The 24,850-nt window shown below is 70.9% G+C and carries 23 protein-coding genes; 12 read left to right on the top strand and 11 right to left on the bottom strand.

Going from position 1 to position 24,850, the window contains the following annotated elements; genetic code table 11:
* Positions 1 to 2: 2 nt before the first annotated feature.
* Positions 3 to 2,852, bottom strand: a complete 2,850-nt coding sequence (locus OZ403_RS35515; RefSeq protein WP_268782836.1) for a carboxypeptidase regulatory-like domain-containing protein — start codon at positions 2,850 to 2,852, stop codon at positions 3 to 5.
* A gap of 81 nt (positions 2,853 to 2,933) precedes the next feature.
* Positions 2,934 to 4,043 (bottom strand): lipid kinase, encoded by a 1,110-nt coding sequence (locus OZ403_RS35510; protein WP_268782835.1) that lies wholly within the window; start codon positions 4,041 to 4,043, stop codon positions 2,934 to 2,936.
* 134 nt (positions 4,044 to 4,177) lie between these two features.
* Here OZ403_RS35510 and OZ403_RS35505 point away from each other — a divergent pair, with 134 nt between their 5' ends.
* Positions 4,178 to 4,660, top strand: a complete 483-nt coding sequence (locus OZ403_RS35505) for a transcriptional regulator (RefSeq protein ID WP_140795630.1) — start codon at positions 4,178 to 4,180, stop codon at positions 4,658 to 4,660.
* 55 nt (positions 4,661 to 4,715) lie between these two features.
* On the opposite strand, the gene OZ403_RS35500 is transcribed toward OZ403_RS35505, so the two are convergent.
* From OZ403_RS35500 to OZ403_RS35490, 3 genes are all read right to left on the bottom strand, one after another.
* Positions 4,716 to 5,432: an HAD family hydrolase gene (locus OZ403_RS35500; protein ID WP_268782834.1), complete on the bottom strand. Its 717-nt coding sequence runs from the start codon at positions 5,430 to 5,432 to the stop codon at positions 4,716 to 4,718.
* 46 nt (positions 5,433 to 5,478) lie between these two features.
* A complete protein-coding gene (locus OZ403_RS35495) occupies positions 5,479 to 6,282 on the bottom strand; it encodes a hypothetical protein (protein ID WP_140795628.1) in 804 nt (267 codons plus the stop codon).
* A 78-nt stretch (positions 6,283 to 6,360) separates the two neighbouring features.
* Entirely contained in the window at positions 6,361 to 6,708 is a 348-nt protein-coding gene (locus OZ403_RS35490) for a hypothetical protein (RefSeq protein ID WP_140795627.1), read from the bottom strand.
* A 211-nt stretch (positions 6,709 to 6,919) separates the two neighbouring features.
* Between OZ403_RS35490 and OZ403_RS35485 the strand changes: the two genes are divergently transcribed.
* The 3 genes from OZ403_RS35485 (at position 6,920) to OZ403_RS35475 (ending at position 10,813) form a co-directional block, all read left to right on the top strand.
* Positions 6,920 to 7,918, top strand: coding sequence for a site-2 protease family protein (locus tag OZ403_RS35485; RefSeq protein WP_174258978.1), 999 nt, complete (start codon positions 6,920 to 6,922; stop codon positions 7,916 to 7,918).
* A complete protein-coding gene (locus tag OZ403_RS35480) occupies positions 7,915 to 8,661 on the top strand; it encodes a hypothetical protein (RefSeq protein WP_268782833.1) in 747 nt (248 codons plus the stop codon). Before OZ403_RS35485 ends, OZ403_RS35480 begins: the two co-directional genes overlap by 4 nt.
* A 163-nt stretch (positions 8,662 to 8,824) precedes the next feature.
* Complete coding sequence (locus OZ403_RS35475; RefSeq protein ID WP_268782832.1) at positions 8,825 to 10,813, top strand: ATP-dependent DNA helicase; 1,989 nt, start codon at positions 8,825 to 8,827, stop codon at positions 10,811 to 10,813.
* A gap of 3 nt (positions 10,814 to 10,816) precedes the next feature.
* On the opposite strand, the gene OZ403_RS35470 is transcribed toward OZ403_RS35475, so the two are convergent.
* Both OZ403_RS35470 and OZ403_RS35465 read right to left on the bottom strand, forming a co-directional pair.
* Positions 10,817 to 13,042, bottom strand: a complete 2,226-nt coding sequence (locus OZ403_RS35470) for a TonB-dependent receptor (protein WP_268782831.1) — start codon at positions 13,040 to 13,042, stop codon at positions 10,817 to 10,819.
* An 88-nt stretch (positions 13,043 to 13,130) separates the two neighbouring features.
* On the bottom strand, positions 13,131 to 13,409 hold the full coding sequence (locus OZ403_RS35465) for a LysR family transcriptional regulator (RefSeq protein ID WP_140795622.1): 279 nt from the start codon (positions 13,407 to 13,409) through the stop codon (positions 13,131 to 13,133).
* Positions 13,410 to 13,486: 77 nt separating this feature from the next.
* Between OZ403_RS35465 and map the strand changes: the two genes are divergently transcribed.
* The 8 genes from map to OZ403_RS35425 all read left to right on the top strand — a co-directional run bounded on the left by map (position 13,487) and on the right by OZ403_RS35425 (position 20,735).
* Positions 13,487 to 14,269 carry a type I methionyl aminopeptidase gene (gene map, locus OZ403_RS35460; protein WP_140800176.1) on the top strand — a complete coding sequence of 261 codons (783 nt, stop codon included), beginning with the start codon at positions 13,487 to 13,489 and terminating at the stop codon, positions 14,267 to 14,269.
* Between the two features lie 95 nt (positions 14,270 to 14,364).
* Positions 14,365 to 15,021, top strand: a complete 657-nt coding sequence (locus OZ403_RS35455; protein ID WP_174258977.1) for a DUF2231 domain-containing protein — start codon at positions 14,365 to 14,367, stop codon at positions 15,019 to 15,021.
* A 134-nt stretch (positions 15,022 to 15,155) separates the two neighbouring features.
* Positions 15,156 to 15,758: a hypothetical protein gene (locus OZ403_RS35450; RefSeq protein WP_268782830.1), complete on the top strand. Its 603-nt coding sequence runs from the start codon at positions 15,156 to 15,158 to the stop codon at positions 15,756 to 15,758.
* The gene (locus OZ403_RS35445; RefSeq protein WP_140877648.1) at positions 15,755 to 17,500 is read left to right on the top strand and encodes a hypothetical protein; all 1,746 of its coding nucleotides are present in this window, start codon (positions 15,755 to 15,757) and stop codon (positions 17,498 to 17,500) included. Before OZ403_RS35450 ends, OZ403_RS35445 begins: the two co-directional genes overlap by 4 nt.
* Positions 17,501 to 17,691: 191 nt before the next feature.
* A complete protein-coding gene (locus OZ403_RS35440; protein ID WP_268782829.1) occupies positions 17,692 to 18,342 on the top strand; it encodes a hypothetical protein in 651 nt (216 codons plus the stop codon).
* A 174-nt stretch (positions 18,343 to 18,516) separates the two neighbouring features.
* The gene (locus OZ403_RS35435) at positions 18,517 to 19,971 is read left to right on the top strand and encodes a S28 family serine protease (RefSeq protein ID WP_140795616.1); all 1,455 of its coding nucleotides are present in this window, start codon (positions 18,517 to 18,519) and stop codon (positions 19,969 to 19,971) included.
* A 113-nt stretch (positions 19,972 to 20,084) separates the two neighbouring features.
* Positions 20,085 to 20,456, top strand: a complete 372-nt coding sequence (locus OZ403_RS35430; protein ID WP_140795615.1) for a hypothetical protein — start codon at positions 20,085 to 20,087, stop codon at positions 20,454 to 20,456.
* 75 nt (positions 20,457 to 20,531) lie between these two features.
* On the top strand, positions 20,532 to 20,735 hold the full coding sequence (locus tag OZ403_RS35425; RefSeq protein WP_140795614.1) for a YtxH domain-containing protein: 204 nt from the start codon (positions 20,532 to 20,534) through the stop codon (positions 20,733 to 20,735).
* Between the two features lie 60 nt (positions 20,736 to 20,795).
* On the opposite strand, the gene OZ403_RS35420 is transcribed toward OZ403_RS35425, so the two are convergent.
* The 4 genes from OZ403_RS35420 to OZ403_RS35405 form a co-directional block, all read right to left on the bottom strand.
* Positions 20,796 to 21,359, bottom strand: a complete 564-nt coding sequence (locus OZ403_RS35420) for a regulatory protein RecX (RefSeq protein ID WP_140857474.1) — start codon at positions 21,357 to 21,359, stop codon at positions 20,796 to 20,798.
* A gap of 63 nt (positions 21,360 to 21,422) precedes the next feature.
* On the bottom strand, positions 21,423 to 21,812 hold the full coding sequence (locus tag OZ403_RS35415; RefSeq protein ID WP_140795612.1) for a VOC family protein: 390 nt from the start codon (positions 21,810 to 21,812) through the stop codon (positions 21,423 to 21,425).
* 36 nt (positions 21,813 to 21,848) lie between these two features.
* Entirely contained in the window at positions 21,849 to 22,958 is a 1,110-nt protein-coding gene (locus OZ403_RS35410) for a type IV pilus twitching motility protein PilT (RefSeq protein ID WP_268782828.1), read from the bottom strand.
* 1 nt (position 22,959) lies between these two features.
* Positions 22,960 to 24,666 (bottom strand): type IV pilus twitching motility protein PilT, encoded by a 1,707-nt coding sequence (locus OZ403_RS35405; RefSeq protein WP_268782827.1) that lies wholly within the window; start codon positions 24,664 to 24,666, stop codon positions 22,960 to 22,962.
* Positions 24,667 to 24,850 lie beyond the last annotated feature (184 nt).

The following is a 24,850-nucleotide window of genomic DNA, read 5'->3' as shown; positions in this document are numbered from 1 at the left end:
CCTCACTCCGCGCGGGTGACGAGCACCTCCTGCTCACCATTCGCGCGCCGGACGTGGAGCCGCACGGGCGTGCCGGGCGCACCCCGGGTGCGGGACTCCGCCTCCGTGCTGTCGCGCACCACCTGGCCATCCACCGCCACCAGCCGGTCCCCCACGTTGACGCCCGCGCGCGCTGCGGGCCCGTCCGGCGTCAGCCACGCGAAGGCGACGTGGCCCCGGTCCTCGCTGAAGCCCGCGCCCAGCGTGCCCGGCGTGGCCCGGCGCGGGGACACCGTGACGTCACCCACGTCGGTGGCCTCCGCCTCCGCCACCTTCACGGTGCGCGTCTCCACGCGGCCCTCCGGCGGCAGCAGCCGCACGGTGTGGATGCCCGGGCGCACGTCGCTCAGGCGGAAGCGTCCGTCCTGCCCGGTGAAGGCATCCGGGCGCCCACCCACGGCCTTGTCGAGGAACACCGCCACCCCTGACGCAGGGCCGCCCCCCTTGCTCCACACCGCGCGCCCGGAGATGGACGCCACGCCGCCGGTGAGCGGCACCTCCACGTCCGAGGTGCCCCCGGGCCGCAGCGTCACCTGGGCTTCGCCCGTGCGGCCGTCCTCGGTGCGCACCGTCACCTTCAGCGGCTGGGCGGGCGCGTCTGGAAGCACGAAGGTGCTGCCAGCGAAGCGCCGCGTGGTGGGCCAGGCGCCGGCCCAGGGTAGGGCCTCACCGTTGGCCTCGAGCAGCTCCAGGACGAAGCCATCCGGAGCCGCGCCGCTGCCCGCCACCACGCGCCCGCGCAGGGTGGCCGCGGGCTCCAGCCGCACCGTGAGCGGCGCCTGGTCCTCATGCGCGGCGGGCAGCCGCCCCACGCGCCCCGCGTTGTGGGCCACCAGCTCCAGGGGCTGGGCGCCCTGGGGGCGCGGCGGCATGGCGAACTGGCCCGACTCGTCCGCGCGCTCCTTGCGCGTCATGGGGAAGTCCCCGCCCTGGATGGCGGCCACGATGGCCAGCGGGCTGGGCACCCCGGAGGGCTCCAGCACGACGCCGGACAACACGGAGTCCTCCTTCAACAGCAGGTCCTGCCGCACGGCGCCGCCTGAAGGCACCGTCACGAACGGGTCGCTCTCCATGTGGAAGTAGATGGCGGGCGTCTGGTGGAGCAGCGCGACCAGTTGGTAGACGCCCGCGGGCAATTCCAGCTGGAACTGGCCCTGTGCATCCGTCTCCGTGGAGGCCGTGCCCGAGCCGCCCCGAGGCACTGCGTGGACCAGCGCGGGCTCGGTCAGCGGCCCGCCCGACGCGCGCGTCACCTGCCCCCACACGGAGCCGGAGTCCGCCAGGGTGAAGTCCACGCGGGTGACGACTCCCGCCTTCAGCGTCTCCATGCGGGACGTCCACCGCTGCGAGCCCTCGCGCCGCGCGCGCACGGAGGTGGGCCCCGTTTCCAGTCCCTCCAGCTTCCAGGTGCCCTCGGCGTCGGTGAGCGCCGTGTGCGCCACGCCAGAGAAGGACTCCGGTTCGGCACGCACCTGCGCGCCTTCCAGCGGCCGTCCCTCCGCGTCCACCACCAGGCCTTCCAGCGCCGCCGTCGCGGGCTCCAGCCGCACGTCCAGGGGCGTGTGGCCGCCCGGGTTCACCACCACGGCTTCGAACACGCGGCCCGTCATCCCCGCCGCGCGCACCGTCACGTCGTATTCGCCGGGAGGGACGTCCATCCGCCACCCGCCATCGTCCTCGGACGCCGCCCGGCCCAGCTCGCCCTGGCCGCCCGCGGGAGACGCCACCAGGATGGCCCCGCGCACCGGCGCGCCCTCCACCGTGGACACCGTGCCCGTCAGGCCACTGGCCGCGCCCAGCGTCACCACGAGCCCGCGCAGCGTCTCGCCCGGCGCGACGGACAGCGGCCCCGGCACGCGGCCCAGCTGGTCCCCTCGGCGCGCGGACACGACCCACGTCCCCGCGTTGACCTCCAGCGCGAAGCCGCCACCTTCCCCGGTGGTGACGCGCACCGGCGCGGTGCCTCCCGTCGCCATCACCTCCGCGTCCGCGACGGGCTGGCCCTTCGCGTCGACGACGAAGCCCTCCAGGGTGCTCGCGCCCCAGAGCCCCACGACGACTTCACCGGCCTGCGGCACCTGGAGCAGGCGCAAGGTGCGGCGGCTGAAGCCCGGCGCCTCGGCGGTGAGCTCGTAGCGTCCGGCCGCCAGCTGCGTGAAGGCGAAGCGGCCCTGGGCGTCACTCGTCGTCTCCGCCGCTTCTTCCGGCAAGCCGGTGGGGGCCGCCCAGGCCGTGGGCGTCCCGGGGTAGGGCCGCAGCCTCAGTGAGGCGAGCGGCACCGGTTCCTCGCGCCCTTCCGCCACGGTGCGCCCACTCAGCGTCACGCCGTCGGGCAGGCGCAGCTCGACGGCCGTCTCCGCCTCGCCGAGCGGCCGCGTGGCCTCCAGCCGCACGGGGCCGTGGCCTGGCGCATGCGCGGACAGCAGGTAGTCGCCGGGGGCCGCGGGCAGGCGGAGCACGCCGCCGTCCGCCGTGGTGCCGTCACCCGCGCGGCGCCACGGCGTGGCCCCGGTGCCGTCCGCGCCCACCCGCAGGTAGGCCCGCACGCGCGCGCCCGTCACGGGGCCCTGGGCGTCCACCACGCGCACCACGAAGGCGCCCAGCTCGGCGTTGGGGGCGGTCTCCAGCGGCGGGGTGGGCGGCGTGCTGGCGCGGGACTGGGCGCCGCTGGTGACGGGCGCTGGCGCGGTCAACGCCGCGGCCTCCGGGCGCGCGTCGGCGGGGGCCGCGGGGACGGGCATGCGGAACCACAGCAGCAGCACGGCCGCGATGGCCAGGCACAAGGCAATCAAGAAGGGGATTCGATGGCGCACGGGCTCGGCCTCCCCCGCGTCCGGCCGTCGCCGTCGCGGCTGCCTGCACAGTGTAGGCCAGCCTCGCAGTGAACCGAAACTTCAGGAGGGCGCGGGCGCGTAGACGCGCAGGGCCGCGGGGGCCACCTCGAAGCGCATGGGCGTCTTGCCCACGAGCTCGCCGTCCGCGTTCACCTCCTGGACGGGGTCGGCCTCCACGTAGAGCCGCGCGGCGCGGAGGGCGGTGACGGCGGGGTGTTCCACGTGCTCGCCCGAGCGCAGCGACAGGGCCACGCGCATCAGCGTGGCGATGTCCTGGAGCTGCCCCAGGCCGGTGCCTTCGTTCCCCGACGCGGCGGAGGGCGCGGCGATGGCGTAGATGTCCAGCCGCCGGTCATCCAGCCGGGCATCGGGCGCCACCATGTTTCCGGCGCCGTGGTACAGGCCGTTGCCCACCACCAACTGCAGCACGTCCAGCGCCAGCTCCTGGTCATCCGCCTTCAGCCGGATGTGGAAGGGGCGCAGGTCCTTCATCTCCGCCGCGGCCGCCACGGGGTAGGCCAGCTTGCCCGCGCGCTGCTTCAGCCGCTTCGTCAGCCGCTTGGCGATGCCGGTGGCCAGTCCCAGGCTGGCCGCGTTGAGGAAGGGGCGCCCATTGGCCAGGCCCACGTCCACGCGGGCCGTGTAGCCCTGGGCGATGACGTCACAGGCGGCCTCGATGTCGGGCGGGATTCCCAGCGAGCGCGCGAAGTCGTTGCCAGTGCCCAGCGGGAGGACGCCCAGCGTCACGTCGCGGCCCAGCAGCCGGACCACCGCGCGGCTCAGGGTGCCGTCGCCTCCTCCCACGATGAGGCGGCGGGTGCCCCGTGCCACCATCCGCTCCACCACCGCGTCCAGCCGAACCGCTCGGGACAGCGCGTGGCATTCGACGATGGAGACGCCCCGCGCCACGAGCGTTTCCCTGGCGGCCTGGAAGGCCTCACGCCCTGAACGCGAGCGCGTGTTCACCACCAACACCGCGGGGCCGTCATCCAGGACGGGCCTGCATGGGGGCTTGATGAGGGCGGGTTCCAGGGTGCCTCCTCTTTCGTGTCGCCCGCCAATCTGTGCACGCACGGTCCGTCCGGCCAGCGGGATGCGAGGCGGTGTCGTGCGCGCACCCTCGCCGCGAGTCGCCCCGTGCTCCGGTGCATTCCCGATGTCGGGTGCCACGTGGGCATGCATGCGTGCGTCGCCGGGTGAACAGGTCCATCCGGCTGCGCGCTTCCGGATGAGTGGGTGACTGCCCACCTCTGCGCTGGAGCTGGCCCCATGCAGGTGTCAGTCAGGCCTGGAGAGCAAGTCGCATGGCACGAGGAAGCAAGGCGAAGTACACGGCGAAGCAGAAGCGGATGGCTGAGCACATCGAAGAGGGCTACGAGAAGCGCGGCGCCTCCGACGAGACGGCCGAGTCCCGGGCCTGGGCCACCGTGAACAAGCTCACGGGCGGCGGGATGAAGAAGGGCGGCTCGGGCAGCAAGGCCAAGGTCGCGCGCAGCCGTCCCCTGGCGCGGAAGAACGCGCGCAAGGCGGGCCGCAAGGGAGGCAAGGCCACCGCCGCGAAGCGCGCCGGCACCCGTCGCCGCGCCACCGCCGCCACGGGCCGCACGCGCAAGCCCACTGCTCGAGCGACGCGTTCGGGTTCCAAGTCCACCGCCGCCAAGGGCACCGCGGCCCGGCGCGCCACCGCCCGTCGCACCACCACCGCGAAGCGGCCTGCATCCAAGTCCCGGAGCGGGACGCGTCGCGGAACCAGCAGCCGCGGCTCGCGCAGCCGCACCCGCAGCTAGCACGCCGCCGCTTCCCCATCCCTCTCGTGGGGTGGGGAAGGGCGGGGGCGCGGCTTCAGCGCCGCTCGTCGTCCTTGGCCACCTGGCTGGTGTCGGACTCGTTCCAGGGCCATTCGCGCCGGGACGCCTCGTAGCGCGCGAGCAGCGCCGCCGGGTCCTTCACCAGCGTGCGGCAGCCCGCGGCGCGCAGGTCATCCGGAGGAAAGCCGCCAGCGAGCACGCCCACGGAGGGCAGGCTCAACTTGTTGGCGGCGAGCGCGTCATAGGGCGTGTCGCCCACGACGACCGTCACGTCCGGAGAAGGCTTGCCCAGCCGCGCCAGGGCGGCCTCGAAGATGTCCGGGTGGGGCTTGCTCTTGTCCACCTCGTCCGTGCTCGTCTTCGCCTCGAACAGGCCTTCGATGCCGCACAGCTTCACGTAGTGCTTCAGCTCCTGCTCTTTCGCGCTGGAGGCCAGCACGATGCGGATGCCGCCCGCGCGCAGCCGCTGGAAGAGCTCCCGTACCCGGGGGAAGGGACGCACCTTCGGAAGGAACTCGTCCAGGAACAGCTTGCCGCGGTATTCGTCCAACTCCTTGCCGAAGCGCTCCACTTCCTCGTCGTTGAAGAAGACGGGGATGAGCTGGTCGGCGCCCTTGCCAATCTGGCTGCGCACGTGCGCGAACGGGATGTCCCGGCCGAAGTGAAGGAAGGCGCGCCGCCATGCCTCGGCGTGCTCGTCCACCGAATCCACCAGGGTTCCATCCACGTCGAAGATGACGTTTTCCACCATGTGCCTTGTCCCTCGGCCCCGAAGGTGGGGATGCCGGGGTTGGCGGTCAACCGTCCGTGGGCTGGGTGGCGGGGGTGGACTCCACCAGTGTCCGCGTCTGTACGTCGTAGCCTTCGGGGGCGGTGAGGGTGAAGCCGTCGTTGGGCAGGGCCGCGTTCAGCTCCACGCGCGTGAGCACCGTCTCGCCCACGCGCTTGCCTCCCTGCCACCGGCCAAGGCGCTTGGGCACGCACAGCGACAAGGCCGCGTCGCAGTGCTCCTCCTCCACGCGCTCCTCGGCCGCGGCGCCGTCCGGTGAGACGGTGCGCCGGCCCAGGAAGTCCAGCTGGGGCCAGCGCAGCACGTAGACCATCTCCAGTCCCGCGGCGTCGCCCTCCAGCTTCTGCACCAGTTCCACCGCCTGCGGCGCCAGCGGGTGCGTGGCGCGGCGGACCGTCGCGTGGCTCAGCAAGAGCGGCGTCCGGAAGCCTTCCGGCATGAAGGGGTGGAACGTCTCCGACAGGAAGCCGGCGAGCTTCGCGGGCGGCAGCTCCGAGGTGAAGGTGCTGAAGCGCTTCTCCCCGTCGAGCTGCTGGAAGAAGTGCGCGCCGTCCCACGCGAAGGTGCGCGAGGCGGGCGGGCCCAGCGTGCCACGCAGGCGCTGCGGCGCGCGGTATTCGAAGGTGAACGTCACCGGCTCCAGCCCCGCGTCCTGCACGGTGCCGGCGATGCGGTAGCTCTTCAGCTTCGCTTCGCGGGCGGCGAGCCCGGCTTTGACTTCGGGCAGCAGCGTGGCCGTGTCATCGCCGCCCTTCTTGGGGCAGCCGGTGAGGGCCGTCAGGGCACACAACAGGAGGAGGCGTTCACGCATGGGAGGGCACAAAAGCAAGAAGGCCCGCCTGTCGCCAGGGGGCCTTCCGCATGAACCGCGCGGCTTGCGCGGTGTGGACTACTTGACCGCCACGCCCACGGCGCTGGAGCTGGTCACGCCGATGATGGTGCCGGTCAGGGCGTAGATGCCGTGACGGGCCGTGGTGCCCGCGGTCAGCAGCTCCACCTTGGAGGCGCCCATGGCCTTGGCCTCGGCGATGAGCAGCTTGTTGATGACGGTGTCGAGGTCGCTCTGCACGATGTCGACGATGTGGAAGATGGCGGTCAGGCCCAGGGCGTTGGCCTGAACAACGGCGACGGCCTCACCGTTGGAGGCGATCTCCGTGCCGGAGACAACGGCGCTCTCAACGCTGGTGCAGGCAACCATGCTGCTGGCGACAACGGCGGACAGGACGAGCTTCTTCATGATCTTTCCCCTCTTGAATTGGATGCTTGTGTGGTGGCCGGACGCCTTGGAGGGCAACCGGCCGTTGTCTTGAAACCTTCAAGCGGGCGGGGTCGTAGCAGATGTCGACTCCATGTCAAGGTCCGTCCGGGACACTCGGTATCGGTCCGGTTGGGCGGCTGCGCGTTGCAATGCACATCTCCCCTTGCTAGCCAACCTCGAGGCTCCCTTCATGGATACCGTCTCCGCTGCCCGCCCCGCGCCGCGTTACTGGGTGCACCTGTTGCTCCTGGTGCTGACGGTAGGAACCACCTTCACCTCGTACCTGCTCTACTTCCATTTCCAGCGGCCCTACTCACTGGGAGAGGTGTCCCCCGAAGCGGCCTTCCGCGCGCTGGCCTTCAGCCTGTCGCTGCTGGCCATCCTGGGGACCCATGAGATGGGGCACTACGTGTTGGCGCGCTGTCACCGGGTTGAAACATCCCTGCCTTATTTCATCCCGCTGCCGGTGCTCGGCGTGGGCACGCTGGGCGCCGTCATCCGCATTCGCGACCGCATCCCGAACCGCAACGCCCTGGTGGACATTGGCGCGGCGGGACCGCTCGCGGGGTTGGTGGTGGCCCTGCCCATCCTCTTCTGGGGGCTGGCTCACTCCTCCGTGGTGGATGCGCCGGACATCCCGTCCACCACCTTCCCGGGGGACGGCTCGCTGTGGGCCATTGGCCGGGACGTCTTCACCTGGGTGATGGACCGCGTCACCAACGCGCCGCCCGCGCCGGAGACGCCCTTCAACGGCGTGCAGACGCTCTTCGGTGACAGCCTGTTGATGCAAGGCCTGACGCGCCTGGCCCTGGGACCGCTCCCGGAGGGCAAGGACGTGTTGGTCCATCCGGTGGTCATCGCCGGCTGGTTCGGGCTGCTCGTCACGCTGCTGAACCTGATGCCCGTGGGGCAGCTCGATGGCGGGCACCTGGCCTATGCGCTGTGGGGCCGGCGCGCGCACTGGGTGGGCCGCGCGGTGGCGTTGGTGCTGTTGGTCCTCACCCTTTTCGTCACCGCGTCCTGGGGCTTATGGCTGCTGGTGACGAGCAAGCTGGTAGGCTTCGGCCATCCCGAGGTGGTGGAACCCCAGGCACCGCTCAGTCCACTGCGGAAGTGGATTTGCGCGCTGTGCCTGCTGGCACTCATCGGCTGCGCCATGCCCATTCCCCTGCGCCAGGTGATGACATGAAGTTCCAGTGTGACGCGTGCGAGCGGCTCGTGCCGCTGGAGACCTACCGGACGGAAGCCGGGGGACTCGTGGTGACGTGTGGCCGCTGCGGCGTGGACAGCCGCGTGGGTCCGCCGGCCACCACCGCGCCGCGAACGGAGGTGCGGGCTGCTCCCGCCGCGGGGTCGGCGCCGGTGCCGGTGGAGCCGCCCTCCGACAGCTGGAGCGCTTCCGCGCCAGTGACGCCGGCCCTGCGGGTGGTGCGTTCGGAGTCGGTGCCGCTGACGGACGACGCGCTCTTCGAGCCGCCCCCTGGCGTCTGTCCCAAGTGCGTGGCGCCTCGGCGCGAGGAGGCCCTGTCCTGCCCGCAGTGCGGGCTCGTCTACGTCAACTACCAGCCCGAGGAGCATCCCCTCTCGGACGTGCTGGCGGACGCGTGGCGCAAGCTGGCGGCGCGCTGGGAGGATTGGGACGCCCATGACCGGCTGATGACGCTGGCGGTGGGGCGGGGCGAGCTGGCCATGGCGGGGCGGCTGTACCGGATCCGCCTGGCGCGTGCGTCCGACGATGCCGTCGCCCGGCGGGGCCGTGATGAGGTGGTGCGCAGGGCCACCCTGGTGGTGCCGTCATCGGTGGAGCCCGCCGGAACCCCCAGCGTCTTCCGGCGCCTGAAGACGGTGGCGGTGGGCGTGGGTTTCATCGTGGTGCTGGTGCTGGCCGTGCTCGTCTTCCAGCACCTGCGCACGCTGAGCGCGGGGTACTGAGCGCCGGGCTGTCCGGGCGCCGTGCCGCCGAGGGCGGTGCGGCTCGCTGACGGAGGAGCAGGCAGCCACCCGGGCCAGGCGGCGCGGCCGCGGCCGGAAACGCGCTTGAAACGGCGGTCGCTGCTATTTTGTCCGGCCGCTTCCCGTCTCCCCCTCGGTGCCGATGTCGCTCTCCGTCTCCACCCCTCCGTCCGTCGATAGCCTGCTCGGTCCGGGAGGCGCGCTCGAGGTCGCGCTGCCCGCGTACGAGCACCGCCCGGAGCAGCTTCAGATGGCGCGCGCCGTGGAGCGGGCCTTCGCCGAGCACAGCTACCTGCTGGCCGAGGCGGGAACCGGCACGGGCAAGACGCTCGCCTACCTGGTGCCCGCGCTGCTGTCGGGACGCCGGGTGGTCGTGTCCACGGCCACCAAGACCTTGCAGGACCAGATCTTCTTCAAGGACCTGCCGCTGATGCGGGAGAAGATGGGCCTGCGCTTCGAGGCCGCGTACCTCAAGGGCCGCAGCAACTACCTCTGCCTGCACCGCTATGACGCCTTCTCCAAGGAGCCGCAGTTCGGCTCGCGCGAGGAGTCGCGCTACTGGCCCAAGCTGAAGGCGTGGGCGGAGGAGACGGACACCGGCGACCGCAGCGAGCTGGACCTGCCCGAGTCCTTCAGCGCCTGGTCGCGCCTGTCCACCACGTCCGAGACGTGCGTGGGCACCAAGTGCCCGCAGTACGAGACGTGCTTCGTCACGCGCATGCGCAAGCGCGCGGAGCAGGCGGACCTGCTGGTGGTCAACCACCACCTCTTCTTCGCGGACCTGGCGCTGCGCAGCTCCGGCAAGCGCACCGAGGGCGTGCTGCCCTGGTACGAGGCCGTCATCTTCGACGAGGCCCATGCGCTGGAAGACGCGGCCAGCGGCCACTTCGGTTGCAGCGTGTCCAACTACCGGCTGGAGGAGCTGGCGCGGGACGCGGTGGCGTCGCTGAAGGAGGACGACGCCCGCCACGCCATGCTGCGCGCGCTGGCGGCCCGGTTGCGCGCGGGGGCGGATGCGCTCTTCGCGCAGGCGCCCCGGGCGCTGGGGCTGTCCGGCCACGAGGCCTCCGTGGCGCTGCGCGCGGAGGTCATGGCGAAGCTGTCCACGCCGCTGGAGGGCGTGCGGGACGCGCTGGCCGCGTTGTCCGCCTTCACGGTGGGCGAGCGCGAGCCGGAGCTGGCGGCCATCACCCGCCGCTCGGACGAGATGGAGGAGCAGCTCTCCTTCCTGGAGAAGGCCGAGTCCTCGGACCACGTCTACTGGGCGGAGCAGCGGGGCAAGGGCCTCTTCCTGCGCGCCAGCCCCATCGACGTGGCGAAGGAGCTGCGCGAGCGGATGTACGGCGCGTTGGACACGGTGGTGTACACGTCCGCGACGCTGGCGGCCGACAGCCGCTTCGACTTCTTCGCCAACCGCATGGGCCTGTACGGCGAGGACGGCCAGCCGGTGACGCGCGTGCGGACGCTGGCGGTGCCCAGTCCCTTTGACTACCCGTCACAGGCGGCGCTGTACCTGCCTACGCACCTGCCGGACCCGGCCGCCCCGGGGTTCATCGAGGAGGCGGCGGAGGAGATTGAACGGCTCTGCGAGGTGACGGGTGGGCGCGCCTTCGTGCTCTTCACGTCCCTGCGCAACATGGTGCGGGCCTATGAGCTGGTGGCGCCCCGGTTGCCCTATCAGTCGCTGCTGCAAGGCGAGCGCCCCAAGCAGCAGCTGCTGGAGGCCTTCCGCGAGACGCCGAGCGTCCTCTTCGCGGCGCACAGCTTCTGGGAGGGCGTCGACGTGCCGGGTGACGCGCTGAGCCTGGTCATCATCGACCGGCTGCCCTTCGCGTCGCCGGGAGACCCGCTGGTGGCCGCGCGCATCAAACAGCTCCAGCAGCGGGGCGAGGAGCCCTTCGAGTTGTATCAGCTCCCGCACGCGGCGCTGGCGCTACGGCAGGGCTTCGGCCGGCTCATCCGCACGCAGTCGGACCGGGGCATCGTGGCGATGCTGGACCGGCGCATCGTGACGAAGGCATATGGCCGCGTCTTCCTCGACAGCCTCCCGCCCGCGCGCCGCATGGAGGACGTGGTGTCGCTGAGCCGCTGGTTCAACGGCCCGGTGCGGCCGGTGCGCACCCTCCGCTGAGCATCAGGGCGCGTCGCGCAGCCGCAGGCCGATGCGCGCCAGCAGGGGTGGACCCAACGTGTCCACCCCGGCGCGGCCCGCGAGGTACTCGCGGTCGAAGAGGTTCTCCACCGCGCCGAAGACGTGCAACTTCCAGAAGAGGTGGCGGCTGGCGGACACGTCCACCACGGCGTAGCCGCCCATGGGGCGCTCGTTGAGGTCGTCCTCGAACTGAGCGCCCGTCACGCGAAGCTGCACCGTGGCCGTCACGATGTCGGGGTCGTGGAAGGTGACGATGGCGGTGCCCCGGTGTCGGGGGTCCTGCGCGAGTTGCTTGCCCACCAGCCCGGGTTGTCCCGGCGAGCGCGTCACGACGGGGTCCACGAAGGTGTACGCGAGCAGCGCCGTCCACTGACGTGCCAGCTTCCAGTCCACGCTCGCCTCCACGCCGCGCACCCGCGCCTGTCCCAGATTCTCCCGCTGGCGCGTGGAGCCATCCGGAAGCGGCTGCTCCAGCGTGACGTTGGTGATGGGGTCGTCGAGCACGTTCCAGAAGCCCGTCACGCGCGTGGTGAGGCCCAGCGAGGAGGACTCGGCCTCCACGCCGGCCTCGGCGCCCCACAGCCGCTCCGCGCCCAGGTTGGCGTTGGCGGCGGTGAGGAGGGTGCCCACCTGGAAGGGGCGGTACAGCTCGTTGAGCGTGGGGGCGCGGAACGCACGATAGGCGGAGGCGCGCAGGGTGAGCCCCTCCAGCGGACGCACTCGCAAGCCCAACCGTGGGCTGAGCTGCTGCTCGGTGCGGTCGTCGAAGCTTGTCGTGTCCACCGCGCCGTTGGCGCGCTCCAGGCGCTGCTCACCGTCCTGGTTGCGCCACACGTCCATCCGGAGCGCGGCGCTGAGCTCAACGGCGGGCGAAGGCGTGTAGAGGTCCTCGATGAAGACACCGCCGGACAGCTGGGTGCCTCCGGTGTCGCGCAGGCGGAGGGAGGTCTCCGAGGGCGCGGGAGGGAAGAGCTGCTCCCAGGACGTGCCCGCCATGCGGCGCGCATCCAGGCCGGCGGTGAGGACGTGCGTGCCCAGGGCTGTCCAGGACGGGCCGGTCCAGACGAGGGACGCGCCCTGGTCGTTGGCCGGTACGTCCTGACTGGCGGCCAGTGCCTCGGAAGAGCGGTCCTGGGTGATGCGCGCGCGGTCCTGTTCGAAGCGCTGCACGCGGCCGAAGAGGTCCAGCGTGAAGGTGCCGCCGTGCGCGGTGCGCAGCCGTGCGCCCGCGCCGAAGTGCGCCAGCTCCACGCGCGCGGTGGTGAGCTGGGTGCCGCCGTTCTGGTTCTCGCGGAAGAGACCGGCGCGAGCGGAGAGGGTGAGCGCATCGGTGGCATCCGCTTCGACGCGCCCGTTGAGGACGGCATGGCTGCTGGGCGTGTCCGCGTCAATGGCGCCGCGCTGGGCGGCACTGACGATGGAGTAGCCGTCGCTGTCGAGCAGCTCTGCCTCCAGCGAGGCGCGGACGGGGCCCCACACCTCCGCCCCGCGTGCCGCGAGCATGCCCGTATGCGCGTTGCCATAGGTGGCATCCGCGTCGAACTGCGTTCCGGTGATGTCGCGTGACACGAGCTGCACGACACCGCCGAGCGCGCCACTGCCGTAGAGGGCGGAGCCTCCGCTGGGGACGACCTCGATGCGCTCGAGTCCGAGCCGTGGCAGCGAGCGCCAGAAAATCCAGCCACCGAACGGGTCGTTGACAGGAATGCCGTCGAGCAGCACGAGGCTGCGCGCCACGCCCGAAGGCGCGAGCCCGCGCAGGTTGAGTCCCTGCGCCGTCGGGTCGGAGACGAGGCTGGGCGTGCGGCGGAAGGTGGCGGCGGAGGGAACGGTGCGGACCAGTGAGTCCTGCGTCAGCGTGGGGCTCCGGTCGATTTCCGGGCGGGGGAGGACCGTGGTGGTGGCGGGCACGTCCCTCGCAGGTCGGGGACGCCGCGAGCCCGTGACGACGGTCCGCCCAGCGTCAGCGTCCTCTGCCTCCGTCCGCTCCCGCGTGGGTGCATCTGCCGGCGGCCGCCCGTTCGTGTCGGGAACCTCCTGGTCCTCAGGAGTCGGCGCCGCCATCACGGTGGAGGAGGCGAGGACCCAGAGCAGGGGCGCGAGCACCCGGATAGGACGCACGTGAGGACTCCGATGAGTCACGAGGAGGTCGGGCATCGATGCTCGCTCTAGCAGCCCGACAACCCGGTCCCAGGTCGTCGGGCGCATGCCGCCGCCGAAGGAGGCACCTGCCCGTCCGATGTTGAACGCACGCCCTGGACTCAAGAGGCCGAGGCTCGCATCGGACCTGGCTGCGTCATCCGCCGGCGCGGCTGCCCGCCACGTCCCGCACGGTGAGCATGGCGGCGTCCACCTCCGCCAGGATGCGACGCGCGTGCTGCAGGAAGGCTTCGCCCGCGGGGAGCAGGCGCATGCCACCCCGGGTCCGCTCGAAGAGTCGTGCTCCGAGTTCGTCCTCGAGCGCCTGGATGTGACGGCTGAGCGGCGGCTGCGTCAGGTGCAGGCGGCGCGCGGCCCGGCCCACGTTGCATTCCTCGGCAACGGCGACGAAGGACTGGATGTGCGTGAGGCTCACGTCCGCCACTCTAGCGCTATTGGCCATACCGAAACAGCATTGGACGCTAGGCACCCCGGCCCCTCACCTTGGCGGCCATGAGCATTCCTTTGTTCAAGGGCACGGACGTCGAACGTCTGCGCCGAGCGAGTCAGGCAGCCGCCGGTACGCTGGCTTTCGTTGCCTCGAAGCTGACACCTGGTGTCACCACGGCGGACATCGACCAGTGGGTTCGCGAGGACACGGCGCGCCGGGGTGGCAAGCCCAGTCAGCTGGGGTTCAAGGGCTACCCGGCCACCGTCTGTACCAGCCGCAACCACATCGTCTGTCACGGCGTCCCGAACGCAGGCGAGCAGTTGGTCCGCGGGGACATCATCAACGTGGACGTGACGACGTGCCTGGACGGCTTCCACGGAGACACCTCCGCGACCTTCCTCATCGGGGAGGTGTCCGAAGACGCCCGTCGCATCGTGGACGTCGCGCGCCGCTGCCGTGACGCGGGCATCGCCGTCGTCCGCCATGGCGCGCGGCTGGGAGACATCGGCGCGGCCATCGAGGAGCTGGCGAAGAAGGAGGGCTGCAGCGTGGTGGAGGAGTTCGGCGGGCATGGCATCGGCCACCAGATGCATGGGCCGCCCACCGTCCCCCATACCGGCAAGCGAGGCTCGGGCATCAAGCTGCGCTCGGGCATGGTCCTCACCGTGGAGCCCATGGTGAACCTGGGCCGGCCGGACATCCGCATCCTGGCCGACGGTTGGACGGTGGTGACGGAGGACGGCAGCCTGTCCGCGCAGTTCGAGCACACCATCCTGGTGACCCCCGACGGCTGCGAGGTGCTCACCCAGCCCGAGCTCGCCCTCTCGCTCGAAATCGCCTGCTGAACGCTTCCCTGCCCTGGGAGGGCGGGCAGGCGGCCGTCCCTGCCATGGGTCCTCGGGGTGCCTACCCTTGGAGGACGAGGGCAGGAGGCCGCGCGATGAAGAAGGAGATGCTGTTGTACGAGCTGCACCCGGCACTGGTGCACATGCCACTGGCCCTGCTGCCCACGGCGGCGGTTGCGGACCTCATCTCGGTGACGACAGGCGACGGCGCCTGGGCCCGGGTGGCACGCCGCATCTGGGTGGCAGGCTCCATTGGCGGCCTGCTCGCGGGCGTGTCGGGACTGGCGGCCAGCCAGGAGGTCCGGCTGGAGACGCCGCGTGCCCGGGACATGACGTTCCTGCATGGCGTGGGCAATGCCACCGTGCTGCTCGGTGCCTTGGGGGTGACGGTGTGGCGGCTGCGGCGCGAGCCCACCGCGGCCACCGTGGCGCTGGCGCTGGGCGCCTGTGGGCTGGCGCTCTGCACGGCGACGCTCGGAGGAAAGATGGTCTACGAGCTGGGCGTGGGACAGCCCGATTCAACGAGCAAGGCGACCTCCCCCGCGCTGCTGTCACGCGACGCGCCGCTGCTGCTGGTGCGTGACGCGCTTCGTGGAGCGCAGTGGCTGGTGACACGTATGCGTGAGGTGCTCGCCGGTGGGCATCCACTCGCGAAGGGCGCCACGGGCACGACGCCAGAGGACGAATCGCTCACGTTGCCCGCGCCCGTCGTGGTGTTCCACGGCCCGGGTCGCCCCATTCCTCAGGCGTAGCGCCCACCCGTCCGGCGTCCATGTCATGACACTTCCGTGTGGCGTGGATGCCCCTGCACAGACTGCTGCGGGGTGGGTTTGCCGTCCCATGCAAATGGCGCTAGAGCTGCGCGCCAGCGAGTGGGGGACGACGCATGCGCGCACGAGGGGAAGTCGCAGCGGTAGTGCTGGGCATCATGCTGGTCGGAGCAGGTGCTTCGTGGCTGGTTCCCCAGTGGGCGCTCGGCAAGGAAGGAACACCGCCCGAAGTCGCCCGGACTCCCGCATCGCCACCCAAGGTCGCCGCCGGGCCGCGCTTCCACGTCGAGCCCGCGAAGGATGACACCGGCCGCGCGGTACAGGTGGCGAGCCTTCGCGACGAAACGCCGGAATGGGAGCGGTTCGCGGCGCGCGCGCTGGTTCCGCTGACACCTGACGAACTGGCCTTGCTCCAAGAGGAGCCTGTGGACGACCTCGCGGTGCTGGTGACGCGCACTGAGCGCGCCTTCATGGACGCCACGCCCGAAGCGCGCGTGGTGAAGGAGCGGCGCTATCTGGCGGCGCTGAACCTGGTGGCGAAGCTGGCCACGCCGCCGGAGCCCTCGGCCGAGGACCTCCGCGCGCGAGAAGTGGATGCGCGCTACCAACAGGCGCTGACCGTGGAGCAGGTGAAGTGGCGGTCGCTTCCGCCAGAGGAAAAGTCGCGTCAGCACGACGCCTTCAAGGAAGCGTTCTTCCACGCGGAGGAGACGCGATGACGACGCTTCCGAGGAGTCTCCTCATGCTGGTGTTGCTGGCGCCCGCGTTGGTGCTGGCCGGGCCGCACTACGTGGCCTCGCGTGACTGGGGCAGCTTCATCTGGTTGAGCACGTGGCTGGACGCGGGGCAGACGTACACCTTCGAGACGCGGGATTTGACGGGCACCGCGCCGGACACCGTCCTTCACGTGCTCCGGGACCGGGGCGGCTGGAGCCAGGTGGCCATGGGCGACGACTGCGCGGGCGCGGCGCGTTCCTGCGTGACGTTCACCGCGCCGGACTCCGGGCTCTACCGCGTCTGGGTGCGCGCCTATGCGGAAGGACGCGGCGGGACGGCCAGCCTGTATCGCAACGGAGAGCTCCTCCTGAGCAACCAGCCCTTCGGCGGCGTGCCGCTCAGCTTCGCCTGGAACGTGAAGGACACCTTCCGGGCCACGTCCACGACGCCGGGCGCGGGGGACCACTTGGTCTTCCTGCTGCGCTCCAACGCGGAGTACCTGCAACACGACGATGACAGCGGGCCTCGCTCCTACCCGCTGGTCGTCGCGGCGAGCACACAGAACGCGGGCGCCCAGCGCGTGGTGGTGGGCCGCTTTCCCGGAAGCACGGGCACGGCCAGCTTCGTCCACGATGACGCGCTGTGGTCCACCATCTTCAGCGACAACGACGAGGACGAGGACGGCATCTCCAATGCCCTGGAGCCGCTAGTGGGTATGAACCCGGACTCGAAGGACTCGGATGGGGATGGGATACCGGACACGCTGGAGCTGTTCGGCAATGACGGCTTCTCCTTCTCCGAGTGGGGCAGCCCCACGGTGAAGGACCTCTACGTGGAGGTGGATTGGATGGAGCACCCCACCAATCCCTATCTCACGCGAAAGCCCTATGCCGGGCTGGTGGCGGACGCGGCGGCGGTGTTCGCGCGGGACGCGGGCGCGCGGCTGCATGCCTTCATCGACAGCGCGCTGCCCTGGCATGAAGTGGTGTGCTTCGGCGCGTGCAGCGGCGGCGTGGACTTCTATTCGCTGAAGCAGGGCGGGTTCTCCACCGGGAACCCGGAGCGGCGGCCCTACTTCCACTACGCGGTGTGGGCCTACCGGCAGGGCAGCAGCACGTCGTGTTCATCCGGCAAGGCGGAGGTGCTGGGCAATGACCTCATCATCAGCCTGGGCTGCTGGAGTAGCCCGAGCATCCAGGAACAGCGTGGCACCTTCATCCACGAGCTGGGCCACAACCTGGCGCTGGACCACAACGGCAACGACGTGCCGGGGCAGACCAGCGTGGTGCACGCCAGCGTGATGAACTACCGCTACCAGATGCTCGGCGTGGGCTCGCCGGGCTCGCACACGTACTCGTTTGGAGGCAATGCGTGCGCGGCGTGTAGCGCGTCCCCCAAGAGCAAGTGTGTCTCCTGCCGGAGCGGCTTCCTGGGATGCGGCTTCCCTGGGTGCGGCTCGTGCGACTGCGATGTGAATGAGTGGGGCGCCGTGGAGCTGGACTTCCTGGACGACGGCGACGCGGACGACGGCACCCGCCGTGCGCTGCTGACGAGGTACGCCCCGGACGACAAGGGTGGGCCGGTGCGGTTCCAGCCGCGCGTGCCCCATGCGGAGCCACCCGTCGCGGCGCGGCGTCTGACGGTGGAGCGCACGCGGGAGCGGCTGCGGGCGCGGGGACAGGTGGAGGGACAGGACTTCTACGTGTCGACCGACGGCACGACGCTGTACGCTGAGTGCCCTTGAGTCTGCGACCTCGTCCGGGACGTTGTCGCGCCCCGGCGAGATGGGCGCATGGGGCCGCGGGGCTCCTCCTGGCCGGCCTGATGGGCTGCCAGATGAAGTGCTCCGAGCCAGTCCCCGACGCCGGGCGCGCCTTGGCCTCGCTCCAACGCGAGAGCCCGTGTGTCCCAGTCTGGCGCGCGGCCCAGGTGGACGTGGCGTTCAAGGAAGAGCCCGAGGACGCGGTGCAGCAGCGCACGGACACGCGGCTGGAGCGCCGCTTCACCGTCGCCCGGCAGTTGCGTGGCGCGTACCGGCACCAGGACCGGTGGGCCTCGGTGCTGGAGTACGAGGCGGGGCCGGTGCGCGGCGGGGTGAGCTACAGCCTCCAGGTGCCGGACGTGCTGTCGGACCTGACAGGGCAGGTCGTTCAGTGGACCAGCCATCGCGAGCCCGCGTCCTGTCCGACGAAGGAGGATGGTGAGCTTCCCGTGCTGCTGTCGGGGGACACCCTGCGGGACGCGGATGGCCAGCTGCTGCTGCTCACGGTGCCGAATGCTCCCACCACCATCGCGGGTGACGTGCTGCTTCCTCCTGGGCTCGTTCCGGAGCTGAACTTCCGCTGGGAGGACGCGGGCTGCACGCTGGCGGATGGGACGCATGCGCTGGACGTCCAACTCCGCGTGACTCACGCGAGTCGTTCGCAAGGCCCGGGGACCACGGTGACCGCCGAGGTAGGACAGCCGGCCCGGCTGACCCTGGACGGTGTGCGCTATGTCGTTCGGGTGGCGCGTGCCACGGCGGATGTGCAGGGCCTGTGTGGGCAGGCGGTCTTCACGCTGGTGCGCGAGGGCCTGCTCGAATAGGGGCAGCCCGGACCCTGAGTCACGGCGCTGTATGCCGTTCCTGGAAATAGTCTGCCTTACCGCTCGTTGTGCGGGACCGATATGTAGGCATGCTGTGCCCAATCGCTTCATGTGTGGTGTGGGCCCTGGCCTGCTATCTTCGAGGGCTTCAACGGACACCTGAGGGACGACACCATGCGAAGCGGGCTGAAGCGGAACTGGGCGGGGTTCGCGGTGGGCGGCCTGCTCGGCGCATGGCTGCTCGGTTGTGGCGGCTCGACGACGGAGGGCTTGGAGTCGCTGGAGCAAGGGACCGCGCCCGCGCCCGTCTCCGTGGACCTGTCGAGCGCGGACATCCGCACCCGGCTGGAGTCCATCGCCGGCCTCACGGTGCTGACCGATGTCGAGGTCAACGGCTTCCGCTTCTTCACGATGGACTACGAGCAGCCCGTGGACCACCTGCGCCCCTGGGGCACGCGCTTCCCGCAGCGGGTGACGCTGATGCACCGCTCGGAGACGGCGCCCATGGTGCTGGACACGGAAGGCACCGCCATCTTCGAGGAGCCCATCCCCGCCGAGCCCACGGACCTGCTCCAGGGCAACCAGCTCACCGTGGAGCACCGCTTCTACGGCGCGTCCAAGCCGGCCGACATGGACTGGCGGAAGCTGACGATGTGGCAGGCGGCGGCGGATGCCCACCGGCTCGTCGAGGCCTTCAAGCCGCTGTACGGCGGGCGCTGGCTGTCCACCGGCGTCTTCAAGGGGGGCACCGCCGCGCTGGCCCACCGCTTCTATTTCCCGAACGACGTCCACGCCACGGTGACCTATTCGGCGCAGCACAACCGGGGCCTCCATGACACGCGACACGGGCGCTTCATCCTCACCAAGGTGGGCGACGCGGCCTGCCGCCAGCAGCTCGCGTCCCTCCAGTACGCCGCGCTGACCCGCCGCGACGAGCTGCTGCCCTTCATGGATGGCTACGACGCCCAGGGCTTCACCTTCAACACGCTGGGGAAGGACCGCGCCTTCGAGTTCGCCGTCATCGAGGTGCCCTTCATCTTCTGGCAGTACTACGGCATGGCGGGGACGTGTGACGCGCTGCCCTCGCCGGAGGCGAGCGCGGACGAGCTCTTCGCCTTCTTCAGCTACGTCTCCACGCTGGAGTTCACCTTCTCCGACCAGGCGCTGGAGGAGTCGGCGCCGCTCTACTACCAGGGCGCCACGCAGCTGGGCGGCCCGGGTTACCCGGAGGTGCACCTGCGGCCGCTGCTGCGTTACGCGGGTGAGCACATCCCCACGCGCTTCCCGCCCACGGGCGTGCGCAAGCAGTACGAGCCCTGGTCCGGTGGCCTGCTGGAGGCGTGGACCCGCTTCGAGGCCAAGCGGGTGCTGCTCGTCTATGGAGACCTGAGCCCCTGGTCCGCCAGTGCCTTCAGCACCACGACGAGCAACGACGCGTACCGCGTCATCGCCGATGACAGCATTGGCTTCTTCGGCACGCTGAGCGCGCTGCCGGAGCCGCAGCGGAGCTTCCTGCTCGGGCGCCTGTCGGAGTGGGCGGACGCCCCGGTGCAGCTCCCGACGGGGATGGATGCCCTGCGGCGCCGCGAGTCGAGCGACGCGCGCATGAAGGCCTATCGCGCCCGGTAGCGGGCGCGGCGTCCTCTGACGCGGTGTGGCTGTGGGAGTGGTAGACTCGCACCCTCTGTGTGGGGTTCCGCCCGGTGGTGGACCTGCGCAGCCACCCGAGAGGAAGCCTGTCCATGCCTTCGAAGCCAGCGCAGTCGTCCTGGGCCGTCGCCGTCCTGCTGGGCCTGTCCGCCACCGTCGCCGTCGCTGCTCCGCCCTCCGAGGAGCTCGTCTCGCGCGAGCCCCGCACGGAGAGCCTCCTCTTCTGTCCCGTCGCCAAGTGCGGTGATGACTGGCATTGCGAGGTCGCCTGCCCCGAGGCTGTGAGCGCGGTCTGCGTGGACTTCTATTGCCAGTACGATGACGGTGGGGGCTCCGGAGGCGGCGGGCCTGGAGGCGGCGGGCCTGGCGAGGTGTGCCCGGCCATGCGCTGTGGCGGGGACTGGAACTGCCTCTGCGAGGGCTTGCAGGGCACCTGCGGGCCGGACTTCATGTGCGTGTTCTGACATTGTGTTCAGCCCCTCCTTGGCGTCCAGGCGGCCGTGACTATCTTCCGCCGCACTTTCTGGAGGGATGAACGAATGCTGAAGAACATGCTGATGGCCGCGGCGTTGGGCGTTCTGGTGGTGGGCACGGGCTGTCACCGCAACACGCGGGAGAGCGCGGAGAACGACGCCGAGCGCGCCGTGGAGAAGACCGAGGACGCCGCGGATGAGGCGGGCGACAAGATTCAGGACACGGCCGAGGACGCCGGGGACAAGATCGAAGACGCCACCGACAACTGAGCGTGCTTGCGCGGTGGTCCGCTCCGAGTGGGCGGGCCGCCGCTGTTTCACCGGACCGGCTCAGGCCGGGCTGGAGTCGATGACCTTCTTCGCGATGCCGAAGGAGAAGCCCGCCCGGGCCAGCGCGGCCAGGTCCCGCTTCCGATTCTCCTCCCGGGTGCCGGGCTGCGTGCGGAAGGGCCCCAGCCGCTTCTTCCGCGCCCAGATTCGCGCGGCATCTTCCTCGGACACCTCGTGGGTGGCGTCGGCGACCTTCTTCGCCACGACTTCCGCGGGGACGCCCTTGAGGCGCAGCTTCTGGGCAATCACCCGCGTGCTGCGGCCCGAGGCGCGCAGGGAGTGCGCCTTCATCTGGGCATAGGCCTCGTCGTTGAGCAGGCCATTGCGGACCAGCTTCGCGACCAGCGCCTCCACCCAGGCCAGCGCTTCGCCGCGCTCACCGCCATGGAACTTGATGGAGCGGTCCACCCGGCGCAGGAGCACGCGCTGCAGCTGGCTCTTCGTCGCCGCGTAACGCTTCAGGTAGTGCAGCGCCGCGTTCTCCAGATAGGTGGGGGACACCTTCCGGGGCCGCTTGGGCCCGCGCTCCTTCTTCCTGTCCTGTCCTCCCCGCGCCTCATCCATGTCGGACCTGGGTCTACCACCCAGGTCCGACACCCGGAAGGAACGCCAGGCGCGTGCGAGCCGTCAGTCGCCTGCCTGCTCGAAGAGCGCGGACACCGTGCCGGACGGGTCCTCGATGAGGCAGAAGCGGCCCGAGGGGCCGGCGCCACGAATCTTCCCGCGCACGCGGCCGCCCATCGCGGTGACGCGCTCCAGGCTGTGCTCCAGGTTCGCCACGATGATGTAGAGGATCCAGCCGGTGGGCTGGTCCTCATTCGGCCCGCGCGCGTGGCAGATGCCGCCGACGGGCGTCTCGCCGCCGCCCGGGGGCATCATGACGAAGTCCTCGTAGCCGCCCATGTCCAGGCCGGTGGCGGACCAGCCCGCCACGTCCTTGTAGAAGTCCCTCACCGCCACGGCGTCCTTCACCGTGAGGTCCATCCAACCCACGCTCCCTACCGCTGGCTTCTTCATGTCTGTGCTCCTGTCCTTCGAAATGCCCGTGGCGCGCTAGCCCAGTGACTTCAGGGACTCCGGCACCTGCCAGTTCGGCTTGAGGCGGGAGATGACCTTGGCCAGGTTCTCCTTGTCCTGGGCCTTCTCCAGCGCGGCCTCGGGCGTAATCACGTCGTCCTTCACCAGCCGCTCCAGGTGCATGTCCAGCGTCTGCATGCCCTGGCCCTGGCCCGCCTGCATCTTCGAGGCAATCTGGAACACCTTGCCCTCGCGAATCATGGAGGCGATGGCGGGCCCGCCCACCAGGATTTCCAGCGCGGCCACGCGGCCCTTGCCGTCCGCCGTCTTGATGAGCTGCTGCGCGACGATGCCCGCCAGGCTCTCCGCCAGCATGCCGCGCACCTGCTGCTGCTCGTCCGCGGGGAAGGCGTTGATGATGCGGTCGATGGTGGCCGGCGCGCTGTTGGTGTGCACCGTGGCGAACACCAACACGCCGAAGCTCGCCAGCTGGAGCGCCAGCTTCATCGTCTCGTTGGTGCGAAGCTCGCCAATGAGGATGACGTTGGGGTCCTCGCGGCCCGCGGAACGGATGGCGGTGGCGAAGCTGGACGCATGCGGGCCCACTTCCCGGTGCGTCACCTGCGCCCGCATGGACTCGTGCACGAACTCCACCGGGTCCTCGATGGTGAGCACGTGCGCGGGCCGCGTCTTGTTGATGTAGTTGATCATCGCGGCCAGCGTGGTGGACTTGCCGCTGCCCGTGGGGCCGGTGACGAGCACCAGCCCGCTGCGGCGCTCCGACAGCTTGCGCACCACCTCCGGCGTCTTCAGGTCCTCCAGCGACAGCACCTTGCTGGGAATGGTGCGGAAGACGGCCGCCAGGCCCGTCATCTTGTTGAAGTAGTTGGCGCGGAAGCGGGCCTTCGTCCCGTAGCTGTAGGCGAAGTCCAGGTCCAGGTCCTCGACAATCTGCCGCTGCTGCTCCGGTGAGCAGATTTCGAAGAGCAGCACCTGCATCTCCGGCGCGGTGAGGGGCTGCTCGCGCAGCGGCACCAGCTCGCCGCGGATGCGGCCCATGGGCGGGTAGCCGATGCCCAGGTGCAGGTCGCTGCCCTTCTGCTCCAGCAGCGCATCGAACAGGACAGCCAGACGGGGCGTTGTCATCTCAGGCGCCCTTCCTTCCCATCAGCGAGCCCATCTTGCTGAGCAGCCTCGCGCTCTCCTGCTGCGTCTCCGGCGCGGCCACGGTGGCGCCGGACCGCTTGCCCGTCACCACCGCCTCCAGCTCGTCCGGGTTGTCCGCGAAGCCTTTGGCGACGTCCAGCTTCACCTTCCCAGCGCGCACCAGGTCCGCCAGCGAGTCCTCGAAGCGGATGATGCCCAGGCTCTTGCCGCGCTGCTGGAGCGACGGAATCTGGAACGTCTTGTTGTCGCGGATGAGGTTGCCCAACGACACCGAGCCCGGCAGCACCTCCGCCGCGGCCACCAGCCCCTTGCCGTCCGCGCCCGCCATCAGCCGCTGGCTGACGATGAGCCGCAGGCCGCTGGACAGCGACAGGCGCACCTGCTGCTGGTCACCCGGCGGGAAGAGGTCGATGAGCCGGTCGATGGTCTTCGCCGCGCTCGGCGTGTTCATGGTGCTGATGAGCAGGTGGCCTGTTTCGGCGGCGGACAGCGCCATGCGCACCGTCTCCGTGTCGCGCAGCTCGCCCACCACGATGACGTCCGGGTCTTCACGCAGGCTGCCCTTGAGCGCGCTGGCGAACGTCTTGGTGTGCGAGCCCACCTCGCGCTGGCTGATGAGCGCGCGCTTGCGCGGGTGGACGAACTCCACCGGGTCCTCCACGGTGAGCACGTGGTGGGACGTCTCGCGGTTGATGAGGTCCACGAGCGCCGCCAGCGTGCTCGTCTTTCCGTGGCCGGACGGGCCGGTGATGACGATGAGGCCCTGGTGGTGGTGCGTGGCCTTGGCGATGTCCGCGGGCAGGCCCAGCGACTCCAGCGTGGGCACTTCCCGCGCAATCAGGCGGAAGGTGCCCTTGAGGCCGGTGCGCTGCCGGCTGACGTTGACCCGGAAGCGCCCCATCTCCGGCGTCTCCAGGGAGAAGTCACAACTGCCCTCGCGCTCCAGCACCGGCCGCAGCCGCTCCGGCACCACCGGCAGCAGCAGCTTCTCCACCGTCGTCGCGTCCAGCACCGGGCCCTGCGCCGCCAGCTCGCCCGCGAAGCGGAAGAGGGGCGGGCGCTCCGCGATGATGTGCACGTCGCTGGCCAGGCCCCGGCGGCCTTCCTCCAGCAGCACGGCCAACTCGCGCCCCGCGCCCGTGAAGGTCCGGGCCGGCGCGGCCATGGGACGGGCCGCCGCGGGCTCGGGCGCACGGGCTGCCTGGGCCACGGCGGGCTCGGGCGTGCGGTATGCCGGAGCAGGGGCGGACTCGGGCGTCCGGTAGGGCGGTGCCGCGGCCTGCACGGGCGCTGGAGCGGCGGGACGCGCGGCGGGCTCGGGCTGCGTTGGAGCAGGTGCCGCGGGACGCGCGGTGGCGGCGGCGGCCTGGGCGGCGGCCCCCGCGTCGGCGGCCCGGCTGAGGCGCAGGTGGATGAGGTCCCCTCGCCGCATGGCGGCGATGGACAGCGAGCCCAGGCCGGTGGCATTGACAGACCACTGGACCGGCGTCTCCGTGACGGTGGAGGCCCGGGCCACGCCCACCATGGCCTGCAGGGCGCGAGTGATGTCCTCGGCCGTGGCGGCGGTGGGGTCCACCGGCTCATAGCCATTGGCGCCGCGGATCATCGGTGGACGTCCGGTGGCCAGGGTCAACTCGGTGACACCCGGACGCGACAGGTGCCGCAACAGTTCTGCGAGCGATTTCATGCGGGATGTCGGCTCAGCCGCGACGGCGCGCGGGCGCGGGGGAACCGCAGGATAGACGACATCGCGCGGAATTCGGCCACCCCTTGTCCCAGGACTGCCCGCCTGCTTCCGGACAGATGGAAATCGTCCGTGCCTGACGGAGACTGTCACCTGGAAGGCGGGGGAGGGCGCTCCGGGACCCACC

The organism is Myxococcus sp. NMCA1, assembly GCF_026810205.1.
Lineage (GTDB): Bacteria > Myxococcota > Myxococcia > Myxococcales > Myxococcaceae > Myxococcus > Myxococcus xanthus_A.
This window is presented reverse-complemented; position numbering and strand designations above follow the sequence as displayed.

Coding starts and splice junctions, on each gene's coding strand:
- OZ403_RS35415 (WP_140795612.1), bottom strand. CDS start 21,812: ATGAAGAAGCCAGCGGTAGGGAGCGTGGGTTGGATGGACCTCACGGTG.
- OZ403_RS35495 (WP_140795628.1), bottom strand. CDS start 6,282: ATGCGTGAACGCCTCCTCCTGTTGTGTGCCCTGACGGCCCTCACCGGC.
- OZ403_RS35425 (WP_140795614.1), top strand. CDS start 20,532: ATGCTGAAGAACATGCTGATGGCCGCGGCGTTGGGCGTTCTGGTGGTG.
- OZ403_RS35405 (WP_268782827.1), bottom strand. CDS start 24,666: ATGAAATCGCTCGCAGAACTGTTGCGGCACCTGTCGCGTCCGGGTGTC.
- OZ403_RS35430 (WP_140795615.1), top strand. CDS start 20,085: ATGCCTTCGAAGCCAGCGCAGTCGTCCTGGGCCGTCGCCGTCCTGCTG.
- map (WP_140800176.1), top strand. CDS start 13,487: ATGAGCATTCCTTTGTTCAAGGGCACGGACGTCGAACGTCTGCGCCGA.
- OZ403_RS35410 (WP_268782828.1), bottom strand. CDS start 22,958: ATGACAACGCCCCGTCTGGCTGTCCTGTTCGATGCGCTGCTGGAGCAG.
- OZ403_RS35435 (WP_140795616.1), top strand. CDS start 18,517: ATGCGAAGCGGGCTGAAGCGGAACTGGGCGGGGTTCGCGGTGGGCGGC.
- OZ403_RS35505 (WP_140795630.1), top strand. CDS start 4,178: ATGGCACGAGGAAGCAAGGCGAAGTACACGGCGAAGCAGAAGCGGATG.
- OZ403_RS35470 (WP_268782831.1), bottom strand. CDS start 13,042: ATGCGCCCGACGACCTGGGACCGGGTTGTCGGGCTGCTAGAGCGAGCA.
- OZ403_RS35445 (WP_140877648.1), top strand. CDS start 15,755: ATGACGACGCTTCCGAGGAGTCTCCTCATGCTGGTGTTGCTGGCGCCC.
- OZ403_RS35500 (WP_268782834.1), bottom strand. CDS start 5,432: ATGGTGGAAAACGTCATCTTCGACGTGGATGGAACCCTGGTGGATTCG.
- OZ403_RS35480 (WP_268782833.1), top strand. CDS start 7,915: ATGAAGTTCCAGTGTGACGCGTGCGAGCGGCTCGTGCCGCTGGAGACC.
- OZ403_RS35420 (WP_140857474.1), bottom strand. CDS start 21,359: ATGGATGAGGCGCGGGGAGGACAGGACAGGAAGAAGGAGCGCGGGCCC.
- OZ403_RS35490 (WP_140795627.1), bottom strand. CDS start 6,708: ATGAAGAAGCTCGTCCTGTCCGCCGTTGTCGCCAGCAGCATGGTTGCC.
- OZ403_RS35450 (WP_268782830.1), top strand. CDS start 15,156: ATGCGCGCACGAGGGGAAGTCGCAGCGGTAGTGCTGGGCATCATGCTG.
- OZ403_RS35455 (WP_174258977.1), top strand. CDS start 14,365: ATGAAGAAGGAGATGCTGTTGTACGAGCTGCACCCGGCACTGGTGCAC.
- OZ403_RS35485 (WP_174258978.1), top strand. CDS start 6,920: ATGGATACCGTCTCCGCTGCCCGCCCCGCGCCGCGTTACTGGGTGCAC.
- OZ403_RS35475 (WP_268782832.1), top strand. CDS start 8,825: ATGTCGCTCTCCGTCTCCACCCCTCCGTCCGTCGATAGCCTGCTCGGT.